We start from the raw sequence: 22,168 nt of genomic DNA, 5'->3' as shown, positions 1-22,168 counted from the left end.
ATCAGCGGGAATCAAGCGATCTGTCGCTGCTTAAGACTCTTTTAAGCGATAGCACGTACGCTTCGTGACATCCCAAAGCCTCTTTCTCCCCTCCAGGAGTACACGATGAACGCGAAAACCTTGTCCCGCGGCGCCGTTGCAGTCGCTGTCGCCGCGGCGCTCTCCGTCGGCTACGTGGCGGGCCATCGCGACGTGCCCGCGCCGCAGGTCATCACGCCCGCGCAAGCCGCGATGATGCCCGCCGAAGCCGCCGCCAAGACCGGCATTCCCGACTTCTCGGGCCTCGTCGAAACCTACGGCCCGGCCGTCGTCAACATCAGCGCCAAGCATGTCGTGAAGCAGGCGGCATTGCGCGGCAACGGCGGCGGCAACCAGTTGCCGATCGATCCGAGCGATCCCTTCTATCAGTTCTACAAGCACTTCTTCGGCGGCATGCCGGGCATGCAAGGCCCTGACGGCGGCGATGCGCCCGATCAGCCGAGCGCGAGCCTGGGCTCGGGATTCATCGTCAGCAATGACGGCTATATCCTGACCAACGCGCACGTGGTGGACGGCGCCAATGTCGTCACGGTGAAGCTCACCGACAAGCGCGAATTCCGCGCCAAGGTGATCGGCGCCGACAAGCAATCCGACGTCGCCGTGCTGAAGATCGATGCGAGCAATCTGCCCACCGTGAAGATCGGCGATCCACGCCAGAGCAAGGTCGGGCAGTGGGTGGTCGCGATCGGCTCGCCTTACGGTTTCGACAACACGGTGACCTCGGGCATCATCAGCGCGAAATCGCGTTCGCTGCCGAACGAGAATTACACGCCGTTCATCCAGACCGATGTGCCGGTGAATCCCGGCAATTCGGGCGGACCGCTTTTCAACCTGCAAGGCGAAGTGATCGGCATCAACTCGATGATCTACTCGCAGACCGGCGGCTTCCAGGGCCTTTCGTTCGCGATCCCGATCAATGAAGCGATCAAGGTCAAGGACGACATCGTCAAGACCGGTCACGTGAGCCGCGGGCGTCTCGGCGTCGCGGTGCAGGGCGTGAACCAGACGCTCGCCGACTCGTTCGGCATGCAGAAACCGCGAGGCGCGCTCGTCAGTTCGGTCGATCCGGGCGGCCCGGCGGCCAAGGCCGGTTTGCAGCCGGGCGACGTGATCCTGTCCGTGAACGGCCAACCGGTCGACGACTCGGCGGATCTGCCGTCGCAGGTCGCGGGTCTCGCGCCGGGCAGCCCGGCTACCGTGCAGGTGTGGCGCGACAAGAGCACCAAGGATCTGAAGGTGACGATCGGCTCGTTGTCGGATACCAAGGTCGCCTCGGACAAGGCCGATCAGCCGCCCCAGTTGCAAAGCCGGCTCGGTGTGGCCGTGCGGCCGTTGACGCCGCAGGAGAAGAGCGGCGCGTCGGTGTCGCATGGTCTGCTGGTGCAGCAATCGGGCGGCGCGGCCGAAAGTGCCGGCATTCAGCCGGGCGACGTGATTCTGGCGGTCAACGGCCGGCCGGTGGCGAGCGTCGATCAACTCAAGCAGATGATCGCCGGCGCCGGCAACAGCATCGCGTTGCTGATCCAGCGCGACAATGCGCAGATTTTCGTGCCCGTCGATCTCGGCTGATAACCGAGCCGTGGGCGGATCGGCGAGTGGATTGCCGATTCGCGGCACGACCGGCGTTCGAGCCGGTCTGCGCGGGAATCTGAAGAAGTAACGCTTGCCGGTCCTTGCACATCCTGCTCGCGGACCGGCTTTTTTTCGCGTGTTCAGCAGCGGTGCGGAAGACGCCGCGCGCCACCTCATAAGGCGTGGCCAGCGGCTTGCAGCGGGCACGATCCGCAGCGTGGCACGCAGGTTGCGTCTCACTTGATCCGGGGCCGTTCGAGGCACACCGGGCCATAAGGACCTTAACGAGGAGCGAACCGATGAAAACCCAACGCAATCAGCGAAGGATCGTAGCCGCCGCGGTGTGCGCGGCGCTCACGCTCGGGCTGGCGGGCGGCGCCCATGCACAGCAGGCGAGCGAGGTCACGGGCGGCACCACCGCCGACGACACCAGCGCGGGCAACGCGAACGGTAGCGGTCTGCCGCAAGTTCAGCAGCAGGGCGACGTCTCGTTCGTGTCGGGCGGCGTCGGTCTCGACGAATCGAAGGCGTTGCAGGCGGCGCAAAGCCAGTGGCCGCTGTCGCTGCGCTTTACCGGTCCCACCGCGGAGTTTCTTGCGGACGTCCACGTGCGGGTGGTCGACGCGCACAACGGCGAGGTGTTGAACGCCACGTCGCGCGGGCCGTACATGCTGATCAAGCTGCGCCCGGGCCGCTACACCGTGCATGCGCAATACAAGGACCGGGACCAGTCGAAGGCTGTGACCGTACCCGCCAAGGGCAGCGCCAAGGCCGCCTTCTACTGGAATACCCAGTAAGCGCCTGGGCTTTGCCTGGCGGCGCCGCGGCAACGTCGGACGCCATGCGGGAACACTGGCTGGATAGCGGCGCAAACGCGGCGAGGAACACTGCGCAATCGGCCAGAGTTTGGCCGATAATGAAGCCACGGGTCACCCCCGTGGCTTTACTGTTTTGCGCGAGCGCATACGACCGCATAGGACCGCACACTTCACGGAGCCGAGACATGAGCGATGCCTTGACACCTCACGGAAGGTCTGCCGCCAGCCAGGGCGAGCACACCATCGCGATCACCGGTAACCGTCACCGCGTGCGGGTGATACACGGCGGCGTGACCATGGCCGACACGCACGCGGGGCTGACGCTCGCGGAAACCGGTCTGCCGGACGTGTTCTATTTTCCGCGCGAAGACGTGAACATGGCGCGGCTCGAACGTTCGGCGCACACCACGCACTGCCCGTTCAAGGGCGAGGCGTCGTACTTCCATCTGCGTACCGAAGACGGCCTGATCGAAAACGCGGTGTGGAGCTATGAGACGCCGTTCGAGTCGGTCATGCGGATCAAGGGGTATCTCGCGTTTTACGCATCGCGCGTCGACCGCATCGATCAGACGTCCTGATCCCGCTGTCGCGCGTTCATCGCGGAGGCTGCCATGGAAGTGAACGACGCGTTACGGATTCCGCTTGCACCGTCCGATGTCTGGGATGCGTTGCAGGACCTCGCCTTGCTGCGCGCCAGCCTCGACAACTGCGAGTCGTTCACGCGCTTCGCCCACGGCGAATACGCGCTCACCCTGACCGTACCGCTCGGCCCGCTGCGCGCGCGTTACGAAGCGCGCGCCCACGTGGCCGGCCAGGATTCCGGGCCGGCGGATGCCGAGCACCGCACCATCAACTTCAAGGCGCGAGCCGAAGGCGTCGGCGCGTTGCGCGGCCAGATCGAAGTGCGCTTGCGCGGTGAAGACAGCGCGCACGGCGCAAGCGGCGAGCGGGGTACGCGGATCGACTACACGATCTGGGCAACCTCCTCGGGACCGCTTGCCGAACTGCCCACGCGTCAGTTGGAAAACGCGCTGCATCAGCTTGCCGATGACTTTTTCGAAGAATTCGCCGCGGTCGTGCGGGCCAAACATGGACAAGGGCCGAATCGCGCGCGCGGCTCGGCGGTGCGCCGTCAGCATGTGTTCCTGCGGCCGATCACGCTCGGCAGCGTGGCGCGGCGCACGCGCGCCGATCATGGCAACGCGTTGCCCGGACGGGCGGCGGGCGCGGCGCATGGGACGTCCCACGGTGTGTCGCCTGGGGTCTCGCATCCCGAGCCCAGTCCGCATGCGGTGCCGAACTGGGCTTGGGCCGTGATGATTTTTCTGGTGGCGCTGTTGTTGTATGTCGCGCGCTGGATCAGCGAGCATTGATCGGTTGGCGTGGCCTTGCTTCGTTGACTTACGTCCGCCGCGCGTGTCGCCGCTGTCGCGCCGGCGCGACTACGAAATCCCGGTGAGCCACTACGAAACGGCGTTGGCGGCCCGGCACGGGCGTCGCCGTTGAGCGCTTTCGATCGCTTCCGCCGTTGCTCGGGATGCGCGGCCCTGCGTGCGTCCGCGTGCGCTCGGCATGTCTACTGGCGTACGTCTCTGGTCCGCGCCCCTGGTCAGCGTCCTTTTACGAGCGGTCGAACGCTCGCACCTGCGTTCAACATTCACGCGCTCAAACCCCACGAAACTCCCGCCGCCATGCGGACGGCGAAGTGCGAAACGCCTGCGCGAAATGCTGCCGCAGCGAAGCTGTCGAGCCGAACCCCGCAATGGCCGCGATCCGTTCCACCGACTCGTCGGTGCTCTCGAGCAACTGCTGCGCGCGCGCAAGCCGCTGCGCCAGCAACCATGCGCCGACGGTCGTGCCGGTGGCGAGCCGGAAGCGTCGCGTGAAAGTGCGGCGGCTCATCAATGCGCGTTCGGCGAGCGTGTCAAGCGTATGCGGCGCATCCAGATTTCCGCTGACCCAATCGAGCAGGCCCGCTAGCCGGTCGCCGCGCAGGTTCGGCGGCATGGGCTGCTGAACGTATTGCGCCTGGCCGCCTTGCCGATGCGGCGGCACCACCAGCCGACGCGCCACGTAGTTCGCCGCCCGCGCGCCGCACATCTTGCGCAGCACGTGCAAACAGCAGTCGAGACCCGCCGCCGTGCCGGCCGAGGTCAGCACGTTGCCGTCGTCGACATAAAGCACGTCCGGATCGAGCCGCACCCGCGGATAGCGGCGCGCGAAGTCGTCGGCCCACGCCCAGTGAGTGGAGGCCGGCCGTTCGTCGAGGATGCCGGCGGCGGCCAGCACGAATGCGCCCAGACAGAGCCCGACCAGTTGCGCGCCGCGCGCATGGGCCGCGCGCAGTGCGTCGAGCAGCGCGGCGGGCGGCGGCTCGTCCGGATCGCGCCAGCTCGGCACGATGATCGTGTGGGCGTCGGCGAGCGCCGCCAGTCCGTGCGTGACGGCGATCGTGAAGCCGGCCGTGGTGGTCAGCGTGCCGCTTTCGGCGGCGCAGACGCGAAAGTCGAAATCGGGCAGATCGCCGCCGCTGCGCTCTTCGCCGAATACGACGCAGGGCACCGAAAGATGGAAAGGACTGATGCGGTCGAACGCGATCACCGCGATGACATGTCGGGACGCGCCGTCGTCCATTGCGGCAGGCAGAGCCGGTGTAGCCATCCGTCACCTCGTGAATTAAACGATGGCCCGATTCTAGCGACTATTGTCGTGCGGGCCGCTGTCGGGAAAACGGCGGCGGGCGAACAATGCAGTCATCGCCCGCTGCCCGAAGGCTGGATCGGAAGTCGAGCAAGGCCGACGACCGGCCGGGGCAGAAGCGAGCCCCCCCCCACTCATCGAACAGGAAGGAGTCTTGCCATGACCACACCGCGCCGCGCGCTGATCGTCATCGACGTACAGAACGAATACGTAAGCGGCAATTTGCCGATCGAATACCCGGACGTGCAAAGCTCGCTCGCCAACATCGGACGCGCGATGGATGCGGCACGCGCCGCCGGCGTGCCGGTGGTGGTGGTGCAGAACCTTGCGCCCGCCAGCTCGCCGCTGTTCGCGCGCGGCACCGAGGGCGCGGACCTGCATCCGGTAGTGAGTTCGCGCGCTCACGATCACTATGTGGAGAAGTCGTTGCCGAGCGCGTTCACCGGAACGGATCTGGCCGACTGGCTTGCCGATCAGCGGATCGACACGCTGACCGTGGCCGGCTACATGACCCATAACTGCGACGCGTCGACCATCAATCATGCGGTTCACGCGGGGCTGGCCGTCGAATTCCTGCACGACGCGACGGGTTCCGTGCCGTATGAGAACAGCGCGGGTTTTGCCAGCGCAGAGGACATTCACCGCGTATTCAGCGTGGTGCTGCACTCGCGCTTCGCGGCGGTGGCCAGCACGGACGAGTGGATCGCCGCGGTGACGAACGGGACACCCCTCGAGCGCGGCAATATCCATGCTTCGAATCAGAAGGCGCGGGCCAGCCGGGCTGCCGCGTAGAACGACGACAGCGCTAGACGGCCGGCCTGCCGGCCGGCCGCTGCGCATAGCCCTTGCGCAACGCCGGGCTCAGCCGCAGCGCGTCGAACATACCCTCGACCATCTGTTGCGCGTGCTTGCCGAAATCGGTGGCGTCCGGCAACAGCAGCATGTCGCGCAGCGAGCCGCCGACGAACGCGTGCACCATCGACGCCGCCGTCGTGACATCGAGGTCGGCCGGCATTTGCCCTTTGGAGATGGCGTTGCGCAGGCCGCCCTCGATGCTGTTGAGCCCCTCGCGCATGGTGGCCTGATAGCGGATCATCACCGGGCCCATTTCCTCCACCAGTTCGCACTTGAGAAACAGGATGTCGAACACGCGCCTGCGCCGCGGATCGTTAGCGGTGTCGCGCAGACACACCGTGCAGATTTCCATCAGGCGCCCTAGCGGATCGGGTTCATTGGGGTTTTGCGAGGCGGCCTTGAGTTCGTCGAGCGGCAGCAGCACGCGGTCGAACATTTCGGTAAACAGATCGCTTTTGTGCGCGAAGTGCCAGTAGATCGCGCCGCGCGTGACACCGGCCGCCTGCGCGATGTCGGCGAGCGAAGTGCGCGACACGCCCTTCTCGAAGAAGACCTGTTCGGCCGCATCGAGGATGCTGCTGCGCGTCTCCAGCGCCTCTTCCTTGGTTCTTCTGGCCATACGGTATAACCTGCCGTAATCATGGGGTTTTCCCGAGCGTTTTGAAGTGCGCCCGGTGACAATCCGTCTGCTGACAAGCAAATTTTGAACCGATCTTGCAGGTCCCCGCGCTGCGAGAAGGGAAACGTACTTTTACATGCATTCGTGAATGTATATATAATAGCACCCCACGATCGGATAGCCCAAGCCGTGACGAGCAGTTAATATCCGTCACTGTTGCCTTTCAAAACACTTTTGCGCCGCGCTTCTCCGGGCGGCTTCGTGCGGCAATTCCCAGGTATGGCGCATTTCGCCCAAGGTGTCCCGCAGGTTCGGCTTGCATCCCCGGGCTTCCGGTCTAGCGTCGCGAGACGCCTGTGTGCGCTGCCGTCCCCGGGGTAGGGATGCGCGCACTTTTTCATTCTCAGTCCTTGACAGAGGTCGCTCCATGCGCGTCGAACGGATTCCATTCCGCCTAATCAGTGCCGCGACGGCTGCCGTATTGCTGGCAGCGTGCGGACCAAAACAATCTGCCCCGCCGCCACAAACGCCCGAAGTCGGGGTCGTCACCGTCCAGCCGACGGCCGTGCCCGTCGTCACCGAACTGCCCGGCCGCACCAGTGCCTTCCTCGTCGCGCAAGTGCGCGCGCGGGTCGACGGCATCGTGCTGCGCCGCGAGTTCACGGAAGGCAGCCAGGTCAAGGCGGGTCAGCGTCTGTACAAGATCGATCCGGCGCCGTACATCGCGACCTTGAACAACGCGAAGGCGGCGCTTGCGAAGGCGCAAGCCAACCTCGCGTCCACCACCGCGCAGGCCAACCGCTACAAGGTGCTGGTCGCCGCCAATGCGGTCAGCAAGCAGGACTACGACAACGCGGTGGCCGCGCAAGGCCAGGCCGCGGCGGACGTCGCCGCGGGCAAGGCGGCGGTCGACACGGCGCAGATCAACCTCGGCTATACCGACGTGACCTCGCCCGTGACCGGCCAGATCGGCGTGTCGCAAGTCACGCCGGGCGCCTATGTGCAGGCGAGCGCCGCCACGCTGATGGCAACCGTCCAGCAACTCGATCCGGTCTACGTGGACCTGACGCAGTCGAGCCTCGACGGACTGAAGCTGCGCCGCGAAATGCAGGAAGGGCGCCTGAAGACGAGCGGCCCGGAGGCCGCCAAGGTCTCGCTCATTCTCGAAGACGGCCGCACCTATTCGGAAAAGGGCAAGCTGCAGTTCACCGACGTGACGGTCGATCAGGGCACCGGTTCGGTCACCGTGCGCGCGATCTTCAAGAACGCGGACAAGGTGCTGCTGCCGGGCATGTTCGTGCGCGCGAAGATCGAGGAAGGCGTCAACGAAAACGCGCTTCTCGTGCCGCAGATCGGCGTGACGCATGACCAGAAGGGCCAGCCCACCGCGCTGGTGGTCGGCCAGGACAACAAGGTCAGCCTGCGTCAGCTCGTCACCACCGGTACGTACGGTTCGAACTGGGTGGTCGAAAGCGGCCTGAATCCGGGTGACCGCGTGATCGTCCAGGGTACCGAGAAGGTGCGCCCCGGCGCGCCGGTCAAGGCCATCGCCGCGCAACTTCCCGCCACCCCGGCTTCCGGCGCCGCAGCTCAGAGCGCGCCGGCCGCCAGCGGTGCTGCCCAGACGGCTCAACCTGCCTCTGCTGCATCGGGCGCGTAATAACAGGGAGCCCGCCTCATGGCAAAGTTCTTTATCGATCGCCCGATTTTTGCATGGGTGATCGCCATCATTCTGATGCTCGCGGGTATCGCGTCGGTGTTCACACTGCCGATCGCGCAATACCCGACCATCGCGCCGCCGGCCGTGCAGATCAGCGCATCGTACCCGGGCGCATCGGCGAAAACGGTGGAAAACACCGTCACGCAGGTGATCGAGCAGCAGATGAGTGGTCTCGACCACTTGCTGTATCTGTCGTCCACGTCGGACGACTCGGGTACCGCCACCATCACGCTGACGTTCGCGGCCGGCACCAATCCCGACATCGCGCAGGTGCAGGTGCAGAACAAGCTGCAGCTCGCCACGCCGCTGTTGCCGCAGGCCGTGCAGCAGTTGGGCACCAAGGTCACCAAATCGAGCAGCAGCTTCCTGCTGGTGCTCGCGTTCGTGTCCGAAGACGGCAGCATGAACAGGTACGACCTGGCGAACTACGTCGCGTCGAACATTCAGGATCCGATCAGCCGTATCGACGGCGTGGGCACGGTGACGCTGTTCGGCTCGCAGTACGCAATACGGATCTGGCTCGACGCGAACAAGCTGACCAACTTCGGCTTGACGCCGGTGGACGTGCAATCGGCCTTGCAAGCGCAGAACGTGCAGGTCGCGGGCGGCTCGCTCGGCGGCACGCCGTCGGTGCCGGGCCAGGTGCTGCAGGCCACCATCACGGAAGCCACGCTGCTCAATACGCCCGAACAGTTCGGCAACGTGCTGCTGAAGGTCAATCCTGACGGCTCGCAAGTCCGTATCAAGGACGTGGCGCGCATCGAACTCGGCGGCGAGAACTACAACTTCGACACCAAGTACAACGGCCAGCCGACGGCGGGCTTCGGTATTCAGCTCGCCACCGGCGCGAACGCGCTGGCCACTGCCAAGGCGGTGCGCGCGAAGGTCGACGAACTGTCGAAGTACTTCCCGCACGGCCTCGTCGTGAAGTACCCGTACGACACCACGCCGTTCGTGCGCCTGTCGATCGAGGAAGTGGTCAAGACGCTGCTCGAAGGTATCGTGCTGGTGTTCCTGGTCATGTACCTGTTCCTGCAGAACCTGCGGGCCACGCTGATCCCGACGATCGCCGTGCCGGTGGTGCTGCTCGGCACCTTCGCGGTCATGGGTCTGGTGGGCTTCTCGATCAACACGCTGTCCATGTTCGGGCTCGTGCTGGCGATCGGCTTGCTGGTGGACGACGCGATCGTGGTGGTGGAAAACGTCGAGCGGGTCATGGCCGAGGAGGGCTTGTCGCCTCGCGAGGCCACTCGCAAGGCGATGGACCAGATTACCGGCGCGCTGGTCGGCGTGGCGCTCGTGCTGTCGGCGGTGTTCGTGCCGGTGGCGTTCTCGGGCGGCTCGGTCGGCGCGATTTACCGGCAGTTCTCGCTGACGATCGTGGCGGCGATGGTGCTCTCCGTACTGGTCGCGTTGATTCTCACGCCGGCCTTGTGCGCGACGATCCTCAAGCCGATTCCGCAAGGGCATCACGAGGAGAAGAAGGGCTTCTTCGGCTGGTTCAACCGCACCTTCGACAAGAGCCGCGACAAGTATCACTCGGGCGTGCACCACGTGATCAAGCGCTCGGGCCGCTGGCTCATCATCTATATGGTGGTGATCTTCGCGGTGGGCCTGCTGTTCGTGAAGTTGCCGAAGTCGTTCCTGCCCGACGAAGACCAGGGCACGATGTTCGTGCTCGTGCAAACGCCGTCGGGCTCGACCCAGGAAACCACGGCGCGCGCGCTGAAGGGCGTGTCCGACTACCTGCTCGACAGCGAGAAGGCCATCGTCGAATCGACCTTCACGGTGAACGGCTTCAGCTTCGCCGGCCGTGGCCAGAACGCGGGTCTCGTGTTCGTGCGGATGAAGGACTATTCGCAGCGCCAGCATGCGGACGAAAAGGTCCAGGCGCTGGTGGGACGTCTGTTCATGCACTTCGGCGGCTACAAGAACGCGCTGGTGTATCCGGTGAATCCGCCGTCGATTCCCGAACTCGGCACCGCCGCGGGCTTCGACTTCGAATTGCAGGATCGCGCGGGCGTCGGTCACGAGAAGCTGATGGAAGCACGCAACATGCTGCTCGGCATGGCGGCGAAAGATCCGACGCTGGCTCAGGTGCGCCCGAACGGCCTGAACGATACGCCGCAGTTCAAGGTGAGCATCGACCACGAGAAGGCTGCCGCGCTCGGCGTGTCGCTGTCCGCGATCGACCAGACGTTCTCGATCGCGTGGGCCTCGCAGTACGTGAACAACTTCCTCGATATCGACGGCCGGATCAAGAAGGTGTATCTGCAGGGCGACGCACCGTTCCGCATGAAGCCGGAAGACCTGAACGCCTGGTACGTGCGCAATACCGCGGGTGGCATGGTGCCGTTCTCGTCGTTCGCGAGCGGTTCGTGGGGCTACGGTTCGCCGAAGCTCGAACGCTACAACGGTATTTCCGCAGTGGAAATCCAGGGCGCGGCGGCACCGGGCAAGTCGACCGGTCAGGCGATGACGGCGATGGAAGCGCTCGTGGCGAAGCTGCCCGCGGGTATCGGCTACGAATGGACGGGCCTGTCGTTGCAGGAGCGCCAGTCCGGTTCGCAGGCGCCGATCCTGTACGGCATCTCGATCCTCGTGGTGTTCCTGTGTCTCGCGGCGCTGTATGAAAGCTGGTCGATCCCGTTCTCGGTGATCATGGTGGTGCCGCTCGGCGTGATCGGCGCATTGCTGGCCGCCACGCTGCGCGGGCTGGAGAACGACGTGTTCTTCCAGGTGGGCTTGTTGACCACGGTGGGCTTGTCGGCGAAGAACGCGATTCTGATCGTGGAGTTCGCCCGCGAGCTGCAGCAGGGGCAAGGCATGGGGCCGATCGAAGCCGCGCTGGAAGCAGCGCGTCTGCGGCTGCGTCCGATCCTGATGACCTCGCTCGCCTTCATTCTCGGCGTGATGCCGCTCGCGATCAGCAACGGCGCGGGTTCGGCGAGCCAGCACGCCATCGGCACCGGCGTGATCGGCGGCATGTTGACGGCCACCTTCCTCGCGATTTTCATGATCCCGATGTTCTTCGTCGTGATCCGCGCGAAGTTCGGCGGCGAGAAGGAAGACCCGGATGAGGCGCTCGCACACTACAACCAGCACCATCCGCAAGGCGGCGGGTCGACGGATCAAGGCTCGGGCAAGGACGGACATTGAGATGCAAAAACACTCTTTGATTGCAGTAGCGGTCGCGTTCCTCGCCGCGGGTTGCACGATGGCGCCGAAGTACGAGCGTCCGGCCGCGCCCGTGTCGGGCGCCTTCCCGACCGGCGGCGTGTACGACACGCAGCCGGGCGCGACCCAGCCGGCCCAGTCCGGCCAGCCCGGCGCGTCCGGCGCGGCGCGCAGCGCGAACGGCCAGGCTGCCGCCGACATCGGCTGGCGCGACTTCTTCGTCGATCCGCGCCTGCAGCGGCTGATCGACATCGCGCTGAAGAACAACCGCGATCTGCGCGTGTCGGTGCTGAATATCCAGGCATCGCAGGCGCAGTACCGGATCACGCGCGCGGCGCTGTTCCCGACGTTGGACGCGGCGGCGTCGCAAAGCAAGCAGCGCACGCCGAGGAATCTGTCGGTGGGCGGCCAGACGATCTCGAACACGTATTCGGTGGGTCTGAACGCGTCGTGGGAGATCGACTTCTTCGGCCGGATTCAGAGCCTGAAAGACCAGGCGTTGGCGCAGTATCTGTCCACCGCGCAAGCGCGCAAGGCGGCGGAAATTTCGCTGGTGTCGCAGGTCGCGAATCAGTACCTCACGGTGCTCGAACTCGACGATCTGCTCAAGGTCACGCAGGACACGCTCAAATCCGCGCAGGAGTCGTATCGGATCACCAAGCTGCAATTCGATAACGGCACCGGTTCGGAACTCGATTTGCGGCAATCGCAGACCGTGGTCGAGCAGGCTCTGGCCAACCTGCAGTCGCAGGCGCGTCTGCGGGCGCAGGCGGAGAACTCGCTCACGTTGCTGCTCGGCGAGCCGCTGCCGGCCGACCTTCCGCCGGGCATGCCGCTCGACAACCAGAATCTCCTCACGGATATTCCGGCGGGTCTGCCGTCCGATCTGCTGACCCGTCGTCCGGACATCATGGAGGCCGAGCAGAATCTGCTCGCAGCCAACGCGAACATCGGCGCGGCGCGCGCGGCGTTCTTCCCGAAGGTCTCGCTCACCGGCAGTTTCGGTACGCTGAGCCCGACGCTGGGCGGTCTGTTCAAGCCCGGTTCGGCGGCATGGAGCTTCGCGCCGTCGATTACCGTGCCGATCTTCGAGGGCGGCGAGAACAAGGCCAACCTCGATCTCGCCCACGTGCAGAAGAACATCCAGATCGCGACGTATGAAAAGGCGATCCAGACGGCCTTCCGTGAAGTGGCGGACGGGCTGGCGGCACGCGGCACCTACGATCAGCAGATTCAGGCGTTGGAGCGCAATACGTTCGCCGAACAGCGCCGGCTGGATTTGTCGAATCTGCGGTATACGAATGGTGTCGACAGCTATCTGTCGGTGCTGACCGCGCAGACCAGTCTGTATTCGGCGCAGCAGTTGCTGGTTACCGCGCGAATGGAACGTCTGCAAAACCTGGTCACGCTTTACCAGGCGCTCGGCGGTGGCTGGATCGAGCGGAACGGCGAGCAGCCGCGTCCGGCTGACGCACCGGTCGACTACGGTGCGGCGAGCGCACCGGTGGCGGTGTCGGCGGCCACGGCGGGTTAGGTCTTGTAGCAACAACAGGCTTGCGGGGCGGCTTTCTGTTTCAAGGGAAGCCGTCCTGTTCAGCCGGTAATCAAAAACGCGCGAAAACACGCGAAAACGCCACGGCATGCCGTGGCGTTTTCGTCTGTCCGCAGCGTGTGAGCGACGGGCGATGCCCATCGGTCGCACAGCGCGGCGCAGTGCCGCTCTCCACGCTCAGTGCAGATCCGCGGCTCGCAGCATCTCGTCGCCCGGCGCTTCATTGTCGCCGCGTCCGTCCAGATCATGGCCCGCCTGGCGAATTTCGCACTGCGCGTTCTTCTCGCTCTTCACGCCGTTGAAGATCAGGTTCAGCACGACCGCCGACACCGACGCCAGCAAAATCCCGCTATGCAGAAGCGGCGACAGCGCGGCCGGCAGCTTCGAGAAGAAGTGCGGCGAGACCACCGGCACCAGGCCCAGCCCGATACTCACCGCGACGATGAAGAGGTTGTGGTGGTTTTTCACGAAGTCGACCTTCGACAGCACCTTGATGCCGTTCGCCGCCACCATGCCGAACATCACGATGCCCGCGCCGCCGAGCACGAAGGCCGGCACGGACGCGACCACTTGCGCCATCTTCGGAAAGAGGCCCAGCAGCACCAGGATCACGCCGCCCATCGCGCAGACAAAGCGGCTCTTCACGCCGGTCACGCCGATCAGGCCGACGTTCTGCGAGAACGAGGTGTGCGGAAACGAGTTGAAGATACCGCCGATCAGCGTGCCGAGGCCGTCCACGCGCAAGCCGCGCACGAGCGTCTTCTGATCGACCGGACGATCGACCATGTCGCCGACCGCGAGGAACATGCCGGTCGATTCGATGAAGGTGACGAACATCACGGTGACCATCGTCGCGATCGAAAGCGGATCGAAGTGCGGCAGGCCGAAGTGGAACGGCATCACGAAGCCGACCCACGGCGCGTGCGTGACGCCGTCCATGTCGACGCGGCCGAGCGCGAGCGCGATCACGAAGCCCGCGACGATGCCGAGCAGCACCGAGATATTGGCGACGAAGCCTTTGCCAAACTTGTTGATGAGCAGAATCAGCATCAGCACGACGAGCGAAAGGCCGAGATAAACCGGATTGCCGTACTCGGGATTGCCCACGCCGCCGGCCGCCCAGTTGATGCCGACTTCCATCAGCGACAGCCCGATCACCGAGATCACCACGCCGATCACCACCGGCGGGAAGAAGCGCAGCAGCTTGCCGACCGCCGGCGCGAGCAGAATGCCGACCACGCCGGCCGCGATCGTCGAGCCGAAGATGTCGAGTATGCCGAGCGACGGGTTGGTGCCGATCGCGACCATCGGACCGACGGCCGCGAACGTGCAGCCCATGATGACGGGCAGGCGGATGCCGAAGATCCATAGGCCGAGCGTCTGTATCAGCGTGGCGATGCCGCAGGAAAACAGATCGGCGCTGATCAGGAACGCGATCTGGTCCTTCGGCAGCTTGAGCGCCGCGCCGACGATGAGCGGCACCGCGACCGCGCCGGCGTACATCACCAGAACGTGCTGAATGCCGAGGGTGAGCAACTGGCCCGCGGGCAGCCGCTCGTCGCACGGATGAACCGTGTTGGCTTGCATATCGTCTGTCTCCACCGTCTCGTTTTGGGATGGCTCCAAGGTATCGGCGACGAAAAAGCACAACAAGACCGCTGGGGCCTATTCCGGCATTCCCGCTCACGATATGCGCGAGGCGCTTTTCAAAGCCGGATTCGCGGCGCGCGGCGCGTCGAGGCGCGTCCGGTGCCCCTTCGCGCAGGCGCTGCGAAGCGGCCTGCCAGGTGCGCCCGAGTCGAGCGGATATATGTGAGAATCGATGCGCTGTATCCGGCTGACCGCATAGTGCGGTTTTCGTATGGCGCGTGGCGCGGCGGGGTTAACCCGCGATTCGTCGATCGTCGGTTTGCTTCCTGGCGCGCTCGCGGAACCGCACGGTTCTGAGAAAAACGACGCCTTCCCCGGCAGCTTTTGCACGCTGTTCTCCATTCCAACTTGACGTTCTATCTCCCATGAGCTTTCTCGGCATCGATCTCGGCACCGGTTCCCTCAAGGCAGCGATCGTCGACGAAAACGGCCGCGAGCAGGCGGTGGCGAGCGTCGCTTACGCACTCGAAACACCCCATGCGGGTTGGGCGGAAACTCCCGTGCAAACCTGGTGGCGCGCGCTGTGCGAAGCGATGGCGCGCTTGCCTGCCGACGCGCGGCTCGACGTGCAGGCCATCGGCTTCTCCGGGCAGATGCACGGCGTCGTGCTGATCGACGCCGAGGGCGAAGCGGTGCGCCCCGCGATGTTGTGGCCCGACACGCGCGCCTTGGCCTTGCTCGATCAGTGGCGCGAGCCGCAGCCGAATCCGGTGGCGCCCGGCATGGCGGGTCCCTTGTTGGGCTGGATCGTGCGGCACGAACCGCAAGCCGCGCGCGAGACGCGCTGGGCGTTGCAACCGAAAGACTGGTTGCGCGTGGCGCTCGGCGGCGCGGTGCTCACCGATCCCTCGGACGCTTGCGCGACCGCGCTCGCCGACCCGGCCGGCGCATGGAACGACGCACTGCTTCAGCGGCTCGGTATTCCGCGTGAGTGGTTCGCGCCGTTGGCGCCGTCTTATGCCGCGGGCGGCGCGTTGTCGGCGAAGGCGGCGCAGGCGCTGGGGCTGCGCGCCGGCATCATGCTCGCGACCGGCGCGGCGGATACACCCTGCGCAGCGTTAGGCAGCGGACTCGCGCGCGATGGCGACGCGTTGCTCACCACCGGCACCGGCGGACAAATCGTCGTGCTCGCCGAGCGGGAGCCTGTGGCGGTGAAGGGACTGCATCGCTATCGGGCGGCGAGCGATCACTGGTATCGGATGGCGGCGATGCAAAACGTCGGTATCGCGCTCGAGCGCGTGCGCGGATGGTTGTCGTACGAATGGGCGGACGCTTATAGCGATGCGTTTGGCGATGCAACCGGTGCAGCCGTCAATGCGCCTACGGGCTTAAGCTTTCTCCCCTACCTCACAGGCGAGCGCACGCCTTGGCTCAACCCCGCGGCGCGCGGCGGCTGGCTCGGCCTCGCGCTCGACCACACGCGCGGCACGATGATGCGCGCCGCTTTCGAAGGCGTCGCTTTCTCGCTGCGCGCCGGTCTCGACGCGATCCGCGCGAGCGGCGCCAGCGTGACGACGTTGAAGCTCGCGGGCGGCGGTTCCGTCGACGCGCGCTGGCGGCAATTGCTCGCCGATGCGTTGAACGTCGAGCTGCACGCGGTCGATTGCCCGAACGCGGCGCCGCGCGGCGCGGCGATTCTCGGCGGCCTCGCGAGCGGGCATTGGCATGCCGGCGATCTCGCCGCGCTCGCGCCGGGCGCGACGCGTGTCGCGGGTCCGCAAGGCGATGCGGCGCTCGCCGAACGCTACGCGCGCTTTCTCGATCTGTACGGCCGCGTGGAGACTTGGTTCGACGACACCGCGCGCCGGTAACCGCGGCGATGTCAGCTACCGACAATGCTGCGGCGCACTTTGCAATACCATGACGCTTCCCGCACGTTAAGCTATGGCTCGGCAAGCCGTGCAGGGCGACTGCGCCAGCGCGAGTTCGTGAAGCGACACACGCACGGCCGCAGCTTCCGAACCGGACAACAGCGCGTCGCGAGATTTCCCCGCCGCGACGCGACTCGCATTCACAGACTCACAGGAGCATTCACGATGAAGACCAAAGCAGCAATCGCATGGAAAGCCGGCGCCCCGTTGACCATCGAGGAAGTCGATCTCGAAGGGCCGCGCGCCGGTGAAGTGCTGATCGAAGTGAAGGCGACGGGCATCTGCCACACCGACTACTACACGCTCTCCGGCGCCGATCCCGAAGGCATTTTCCCGGCGATTCTCGGCCATGAAGGCGCGGGCGTGATCGTCGATGTCGGTCCCGGCGTCGGCACGCTGAAGAAGGGCGATCACGTGATTCCGCTCTACACGCCGGAATGCCGCCAATGCAAGTTCTGTCTGTCGCGCAAGACCAACCTGTGCCAGGCGATCCGCTCGACGCAAGGCAAGGGGTTGATGCCCGATGCCACCTCGCGTTTCTCGCTGGACGGCAAGCCCTTGTTCCACTACATGGGCACGTCCACGTTTTCGAACTACATTGTCGTGCCGGAAATCGCGGTCGCGAAGGTGCGTGAAGACGCGCCGTTCGACAAGATCTGCTACATCGGCTGCGGCGTGACCACCGGCGTCGGCGCGGTTGTGTATTCGGCGAAGGTCGAGGCGGGCGCGAACGTGGTGGTGTTCGGTCTCGGCGGCATCGGCCTGAACGTGATTCAAGGCGCGAAGATGGTCGGCGCGGACAAGATCATCGGCGTCGATCTGAACCCCGGCCGTGTCGAGTTGGCGAAGAAATTCGGCATGACGCACTTCATCAACCCGAACGACGTCGAGAACGTGGTCGATCACATCGTGCAACTCACCGATGGCGGCGCCGATTACTCGTTCGAATGCATCGGCAACACGAAGGTGATGCGCCAGGCGCTGGAGTGCACGCACAAGGGCTGGGGGCAGTCGTTCATCATCGGCGTGGCGGCGGCGGGCGAGGAGATCAGCACGCGTCCGTTCCAACTGGTGACGGGCCGCGAGTGGAAGGGCTCGGCGTTCGGCGGCGCGCGCGGCCGTACCGACGTGCCGAAGATCGTCGACTGGTACATGGAAGGCAAGATCAATATCGACGACCTGATTACGCACCGTCTGCCGCTCGAGCGCATCAACGAAGGTTTCGATCTGATGAAGAAGGGCGAGTCGATCCGCTCCGTCGTGCTTTATTGACCCGCGTAAAAAGGAGCATCGCGATGCTTGAACTTTTGTCGCAGCATGCCTGCCACGGCGGCGAGCAGCGTATCTACCGGCATGACTCGCAGACCATCGGTCTGCCGATGCGCTTCTCCGTGTATTTGCCGCCGCAGGCCCTGCAGGCCAACGCGAACGTGCCCGCGCTGTTCTATCTCGCGGGACTGACCTGCACGGAAGAGACTTTTCCGATCAAGGCCGGCGCGCAACGCTTCGCCGCGCAGCACGGCATCGTGTTGATCTCGCCGGACACCAGTCCGCGCGGCGCGGGCGTGCCGGGCGAAAGCGCGGCGTGGGACTTCGGCGTGGGCGCGGGCTTTTATGTCGACGCGACGCAGCAGCCGTGGGCGCAGCACTATCGGATGTACTCGTACGTGCGTGACGAGCTGCGCGAAACGGCGCTCGCGAATCTGCCGGTGGACGGCGCGCGCCTCGGCATCTTCGGGCATTCGATGGGCGGTCATGGCGCGTTGATGCTGGCGCTGCGCAATCCTGAGATTTATCGCTCGGTGTCGGCGTTCGCGCCGATTGCCGCGCCTTCGCGTTGCCCGTGGGGCGAGAAGGCGTTCAGCGGTTATCTCGGCGAGGACCGTGCGGCCTGGAAGCAATACGATTCGAGCGAACTGGTCGCGCATGCGCAGCGCAAGTTCGCGCAGGGCATTCTGATCGATCAGGGGCTCGCGGATCAATTCCTCGCCGAGCAACTGAATCCCGATGTGTTCGAGGCCGCCTGCAAGGCCGCGGGGCAGCCGCTCACACTGCGCCGTCATGCGGGCTACGACCACGGTTACTACTTCATCTCGACCTTCATCGAGGATCACATCGCGCATCACGCGAAGGTGCTGCTCGGCTGAAGTCCTGAGGCGATCGCGGCGGCATTCAGGTGTGTGCCGCCGCGACCCGCCAACTCAGCGCCGCACCAACAGACTCCCGCCATACACCGCCGCCGACAGCACGGTAATCCAGAAACTGGTCGGCCAATCGGTATGGAACGCCAGCGTCAATCCCAGCCATGCCTGCACCAGTGCAAGCGCGGCGGCGAGCACGAGGCCGATCGAAAGCCGCGTGGTCACGTTTTGCGCCGCGGCGGCCGGACCGACCATCAGCGTGAACACCAGCAGCACGCCGACGATCTGCGTGCACGCCGCCACGGCCAGCGCGGCGATCGCCAGAAACAGCACCGACACGAGACGCAACGACACGCCCTTGGCCTCGGCCAGTTCCGGCTGCAACGAAGCGAACAGCAGCGGCCGCATGATCGCTGCGAGCGCCAGCAAACTGACGACGCCCAACGCCGCCAGCACGCCGAGCGTCGACGTATTCACGCCGAGCACGTTGCCGAACAGCAGTGCGGTGACCTGGGTCGCGTAGGCGGTGAAGAAGTGCAGAAACAGCAGGCCGAAACCGAGCGACAGCGAGAGAATCACGCCGATCGCCACATCGCGTCCGGCGAGACGCTCACCGAGCGCGCCCATGCCGACGCCCGCCGCGAGCGTGAAGCCGATCATCCCCCAGATCGGCGAAATGCCGATCAGCACGGCGCCGGTCGCGCCGGTGAAGCCGACGTGCGAGAGCGCATGACCCGCGAAGGTTTGTCCGCGCAGCACCAGAAAATAGCCGACCACGCCCGCCAGCACCGCGACGATCCCCGACGCCGCGAACGCATTCACCATGAAATCGTATTCAAACATCGTGCATGTGTCCGTTGCGTGAGTCGTGCTGGTGCCCATGCGTATGCGCATGGCCGCCGTTCTCGTCGTGTTCGTGCTCGTGATCGTGCTTTTCCACTTCGACGTCGCCCGACATCACGAAGATGCGGCCGTTCACGCGCATCACGTCGATCGGCGAGCCGTAGAGGCGCGAGAGCACCGGCTTCGTGATCACTTCATCGACGGTGCCGAGCGCGGCCACGCCACTGCCGAGGTACAGCACGCGATCGAGCGCGTTCAGGAGCGGATTCAGTTCGTGCGCCGAAAACAGCACGGCGATGCCGAGTTCCTGCTGCACGCGCCGCACCAGTTCGACCACGCTCTTCTGATGATGCGGGTCGAGGCTGATCAGCGGTTCGTCGAGCAGCAGCAGCTTGGGGTTGCCGAGCAGGCATTGCGCGAGCAGCAGACGCTGACGCTCGCCGCCCGACAGTTCCGACAACGGCCGTTCGGCCAGCTTGCGTCCGTCGACCAGATCGAGCACGCGTTCGACATCCGCGCGGGTCGCGCTGTCCGCGTGCGGCAAGCCCCAGCGGTGGCCGTCGGCCGCCATCGCGACGAAATCGCGGCCGCGCACGCGGCGCCCGGCGAGCGCGCTACGCGTCTGCGGCATGTAGCCGATCGACGCGTTGCCGCGCTCGACCGGTTGCCCGAGCACGCGAATCGCGCCGTTGGCCGCCGGCACAAGGCCGAGCACGGCGCGCATCAACGTGGTCTTGCCCGCGCCGTTCGGCCCGAGCACGCCGATGAATTCGCCCTGGTTCACGACCAGACCCGTGTCGCGCAGAATCACGCGGCCGCCGAGTTCGAGCGTGACGTGCTCGAGTTCGAGCACGGGCGCGTGCGGTGCCGCGCTCGTCGATGGATTTGCCGGCGTGGCGCGGCCAGTCGGATTCATTGCGTTGTTCCTTTGACACTCGAAGCGGCTGCCGCCTTGCCCGTATCGCCCGCGGCGAGCGCCGCGCCCAGCGCGTCGAGCTGCTTGAGCATCCACGTCTGATAGGTGTTGCCGGTCGTTTCGGTTTCGGTGACGCTCATCGTCGGCACCTTTGATTGCTGCGCGAGCTTCAACATGCGTTGGGTCAGAGCCTCGGTTGCCTGGCTGTTATAGATCAGAACACGCACGCGCTTTTCGCGCAGATCGCGTTCGAACGCGGCGATATCGGCCGCGCTTGCTTCGGTGTCGTTCATCGTCGCCATCTGGAAGCGCAAGTTGCGCATCGTGAGGCCGATCGCGTCCGACATATAGCCGAACACCGGCTCCGTTGCCGTCACCGGCACGCCGGCGTAGCGGCCATGCAGGTCGGCGACCTTCGCGTCGATCGGCTTCAGCGAATCGAGAAACTTCGCGAGGTTCGCATCGTACGCCGACTTGTGCGCCGGGTCAGCCGCGACGAGCGCTTCGCTCACCGCGCGCGCCACCTTCGGCATGGTTGCCGGGTCGTACCAGAGGTGCGGATTATCGCCGCTCTTCTTGCCGACCAGCTCGGCGGCGACGATCGTCGTGCGCTTCGTGTTCTTCGACGCGGCCAGCAATTTTGCCATCCACGGATCGTAGTCGGCGCCGTTGTAGACCACAAGGCTCGCATGCTCCAGCGCGCGCGCGGTCTTCGGGCTGGCTTCGAACAGATGCGGGTCCTGGTCCGGATTGCTCAGGATGCTCGTCACGTCGACGCGCTCGCCGCCCAGTTGACGCACCACGTCGCCGTAGAAGTTTTCGGCGGCGACTACGGGGATTTTCGTATCCGCGGCAAAGGCGTTGTGGCCGAGCGCGCAGACGGCAGCGGCGGCGGCCACGTACTTCGACAGCTTCAGCGCACGGCGCGCTCCGAATAACATCGAGCCGATTTTCTTCATCGTTGTTTCCTGCTGCGTGAGAGGTGGATGGGTCAAAGGGTTTCAGGAGCGGCGAGCCGCGGCCTGGATGCCAGGGCCGCGTGCCGCGTTCGGGCGACGCTCAAGCCGGCGCACCCGGCTGCGTCGCGCGAGCGCACACCGCGCACAAGCCGCTCAATTCGACGACCTGCCGATGCACCTCGAAGCCGTGCGCCGGCGCGCTGTGCGACAACTGTTCCGCGAGATCGTCGCCGGGAATCTCGACGGTCGCGCCGCAGCGGTCGCACATCAGGAACTGGCTGCGATGCGGCACGCCGACTTCGCAGCAGGCCACGTAGGCGTTCTTCGATTCGATCCGATGGACGAAGCCGTGCGCGAGCAGAAAGTCGAGCGCGCGGTAGACGGTGGTGGGCGGCATGCGGCCGCGTTGCGGTTCGAGCGCGGCCAGCAACTCGTAGGCGCCGACCGGCCGTTCGCTCGCGACGATCGCCGCATACACCTGACGACGCAGCGGCGTGAGCGCGAGCCCGTGCAAGGCGGCGTGCGCGTCGGCGTGCGCGAGCCGCACGGCGTGATGTTCTGCAATCGATGTAGCCATATCAGTACGGACCTCCTGACGAAGTGGCATGTCGGCGGCAACGAACCGGCAAGGTTGCGGAGCGGTGCGAGTCGGCAATGATATAACGTATCTCGAATTTTTGTCAGTCATCTGAACGTCGAGCGCGGTGTCCGCATTCATTGCTCGAAGCGACATCGC

18 protein-coding genes are annotated in these 22,168 nt (G+C 65.4%); 11 read left to right on the top strand and 7 right to left on the bottom strand.

Annotated features, from left to right (window positions below; translation table 11 throughout):
* Positions 1 to 105: 105 nt before the first annotated feature.
* The 4 genes from CUJ90_RS14900 to CUJ90_RS14885 all read left to right on the top strand — a co-directional run bounded on the left by CUJ90_RS14900 (position 106) and on the right by CUJ90_RS14885 (position 3,802).
* Complete coding sequence (locus CUJ90_RS14900) at positions 106 to 1,608, top strand: DegQ family serine endoprotease (protein WP_073429021.1); 1,503 nt, start codon at positions 106 to 108, stop codon at positions 1,606 to 1,608.
* Positions 1,609 to 1,910: 302 nt separating this feature from the next.
* Positions 1,911 to 2,408 carry a carboxypeptidase regulatory-like domain-containing protein gene (locus CUJ90_RS14895; RefSeq protein ID WP_114163152.1) on the top strand — a complete coding sequence of 166 codons (498 nt, stop codon included), beginning with the start codon at positions 1,911 to 1,913 and terminating at the stop codon, positions 2,406 to 2,408.
* 206 nt (positions 2,409 to 2,614) lie between these two features.
* Positions 2,615 to 3,007, top strand: coding sequence for a DUF427 domain-containing protein (locus CUJ90_RS14890; protein WP_114163151.1), 393 nt, complete (start codon positions 2,615 to 2,617; stop codon positions 3,005 to 3,007).
* A gap of 33 nt (positions 3,008 to 3,040) precedes the next feature.
* Positions 3,041 to 3,802: an SRPBCC family protein gene (locus CUJ90_RS14885; protein WP_114163150.1), complete on the top strand. Its 762-nt coding sequence runs from the start codon at positions 3,041 to 3,043 to the stop codon at positions 3,800 to 3,802.
* Positions 3,803 to 4,094: 292 nt separating this feature from the next.
* Here the strand turns inward: CUJ90_RS14885 and CUJ90_RS14880 are convergent, their stop codons facing one another.
* The gene (locus CUJ90_RS14880; RefSeq protein WP_114163149.1) at positions 4,095 to 5,090 is read right to left on the bottom strand and encodes a helix-turn-helix domain-containing protein; all 996 of its coding nucleotides are present in this window, start codon (positions 5,088 to 5,090) and stop codon (positions 4,095 to 4,097) included.
* 198 nt (positions 5,091 to 5,288) lie between these two features.
* Between CUJ90_RS14880 and CUJ90_RS14875 the strand changes: the two genes are divergently transcribed.
* Entirely contained in the window at positions 5,289 to 5,921 is a 633-nt protein-coding gene (locus CUJ90_RS14875) for a cysteine hydrolase family protein (RefSeq protein WP_114163148.1), read from the top strand.
* Between the two features lie 13 nt (positions 5,922 to 5,934).
* Here CUJ90_RS14875 and CUJ90_RS14870 read toward each other — a convergent pair whose 3' ends face one another.
* A complete protein-coding gene (locus CUJ90_RS14870) occupies positions 5,935 to 6,603 on the bottom strand; it encodes a TetR family transcriptional regulator (RefSeq protein WP_083083246.1) in 669 nt (222 codons plus the stop codon).
* Positions 6,604 to 7,030: 427 nt separating this feature from the next.
* Here CUJ90_RS14870 and CUJ90_RS14865 point away from each other — a divergent pair, with 427 nt between their 5' ends.
* Genes CUJ90_RS14865 through CUJ90_RS14855 form a run of 3 tightly spaced genes read left to right on the top strand, consistent with a single transcriptional unit; the run spans position 7,031 to position 13,034 of the window.
* Positions 7,031 to 8,263 carry an efflux RND transporter periplasmic adaptor subunit gene (locus CUJ90_RS14865; protein WP_073429014.1) on the top strand — a complete coding sequence of 411 codons (1,233 nt, stop codon included), beginning with the start codon at positions 7,031 to 7,033 and terminating at the stop codon, positions 8,261 to 8,263.
* Between the two features lie 18 nt (positions 8,264 to 8,281).
* Positions 8,282 to 11,482 carry an efflux RND transporter permease subunit gene (locus tag CUJ90_RS14860; protein WP_114163147.1) on the top strand — a complete coding sequence of 1,067 codons (3,201 nt, stop codon included), beginning with the start codon at positions 8,282 to 8,284 and terminating at the stop codon, positions 11,480 to 11,482.
* Position 11,483: 1 nt separating this feature from the next.
* Positions 11,484 to 13,034, top strand: a complete 1,551-nt coding sequence (locus CUJ90_RS14855) for an efflux transporter outer membrane subunit (RefSeq protein ID WP_114163146.1) — start codon at positions 11,484 to 11,486, stop codon at positions 13,032 to 13,034.
* Between the two features lie 195 nt (positions 13,035 to 13,229).
* On the opposite strand, the gene CUJ90_RS14850 is transcribed toward CUJ90_RS14855, so the two are convergent.
* Complete coding sequence (locus tag CUJ90_RS14850) at positions 13,230 to 14,639, bottom strand: nucleobase:cation symporter-2 family protein (RefSeq protein WP_083083249.1); 1,410 nt, start codon at positions 14,637 to 14,639, stop codon at positions 13,230 to 13,232.
* 428 nt (positions 14,640 to 15,067) lie between these two features.
* Here CUJ90_RS14850 and CUJ90_RS14840 point away from each other — a divergent pair, with 428 nt between their 5' ends.
* From CUJ90_RS14840 to fghA, 3 genes are all read left to right on the top strand, one after another.
* On the top strand, positions 15,068 to 16,513 hold the full coding sequence (locus CUJ90_RS14840; RefSeq protein WP_114163144.1) for a xylulokinase: 1,446 nt from the start codon (positions 15,068 to 15,070) through the stop codon (positions 16,511 to 16,513).
* Between the two features lie 225 nt (positions 16,514 to 16,738).
* On the top strand, positions 16,739 to 17,845 hold the full coding sequence (locus CUJ90_RS14835) for an S-(hydroxymethyl)glutathione dehydrogenase/class III alcohol dehydrogenase (protein WP_114163143.1): 1,107 nt from the start codon (positions 16,739 to 16,741) through the stop codon (positions 17,843 to 17,845).
* Between the two features lie 23 nt (positions 17,846 to 17,868).
* Entirely contained in the window at positions 17,869 to 18,720 is an 852-nt protein-coding gene (gene fghA, locus CUJ90_RS14830; RefSeq protein ID WP_114163142.1) for an S-formylglutathione hydrolase, read from the top strand.
* 54 nt (positions 18,721 to 18,774) lie between these two features.
* Here the strand turns inward: fghA and CUJ90_RS14825 are convergent, their stop codons facing one another.
* The 4 genes from CUJ90_RS14825 to CUJ90_RS14810 all read right to left on the bottom strand — a co-directional run bounded on the left by CUJ90_RS14825 (position 18,775) and on the right by CUJ90_RS14810 (position 22,009).
* Complete coding sequence (locus tag CUJ90_RS14825) at positions 18,775 to 19,557, bottom strand: metal ABC transporter permease (protein ID WP_114163141.1); 783 nt, start codon at positions 19,555 to 19,557, stop codon at positions 18,775 to 18,777.
* Positions 19,550 to 20,473, bottom strand: coding sequence for an ABC transporter ATP-binding protein (locus tag CUJ90_RS14820; RefSeq protein WP_114163140.1), 924 nt, complete (start codon positions 20,471 to 20,473; stop codon positions 19,550 to 19,552). The genes CUJ90_RS14825 and CUJ90_RS14820 overlap by 8 nt, the downstream gene beginning before the upstream one ends.
* Complete coding sequence (locus CUJ90_RS14815; RefSeq protein ID WP_114163139.1) at positions 20,470 to 21,432, bottom strand: metal ABC transporter solute-binding protein; 963 nt, start codon at positions 21,430 to 21,432, stop codon at positions 20,470 to 20,472. Before CUJ90_RS14815 ends, CUJ90_RS14820 begins: the two co-directional genes overlap by 4 nt.
* 100 nt (positions 21,433 to 21,532) lie before the next feature.
* The gene (locus CUJ90_RS14810; RefSeq protein WP_073426957.1) at positions 21,533 to 22,009 is read right to left on the bottom strand and encodes a Fur family transcriptional regulator; all 477 of its coding nucleotides are present in this window, start codon (positions 22,007 to 22,009) and stop codon (positions 21,533 to 21,535) included.
* Positions 22,010 to 22,168: the final 159 nt, after the last annotated feature.

The sequence above is a fragment of the Paraburkholderia terricola genome (assembly GCF_003330825.1).
In the GTDB taxonomy this organism is placed as follows: domain Bacteria; phylum Pseudomonadota; class Gammaproteobacteria; order Burkholderiales; family Burkholderiaceae; genus Paraburkholderia; species Paraburkholderia terricola.
Note: the sequence above shows the minus strand (reverse complement) of the source record. Positions and strands in the feature narration are given on the sequence as shown.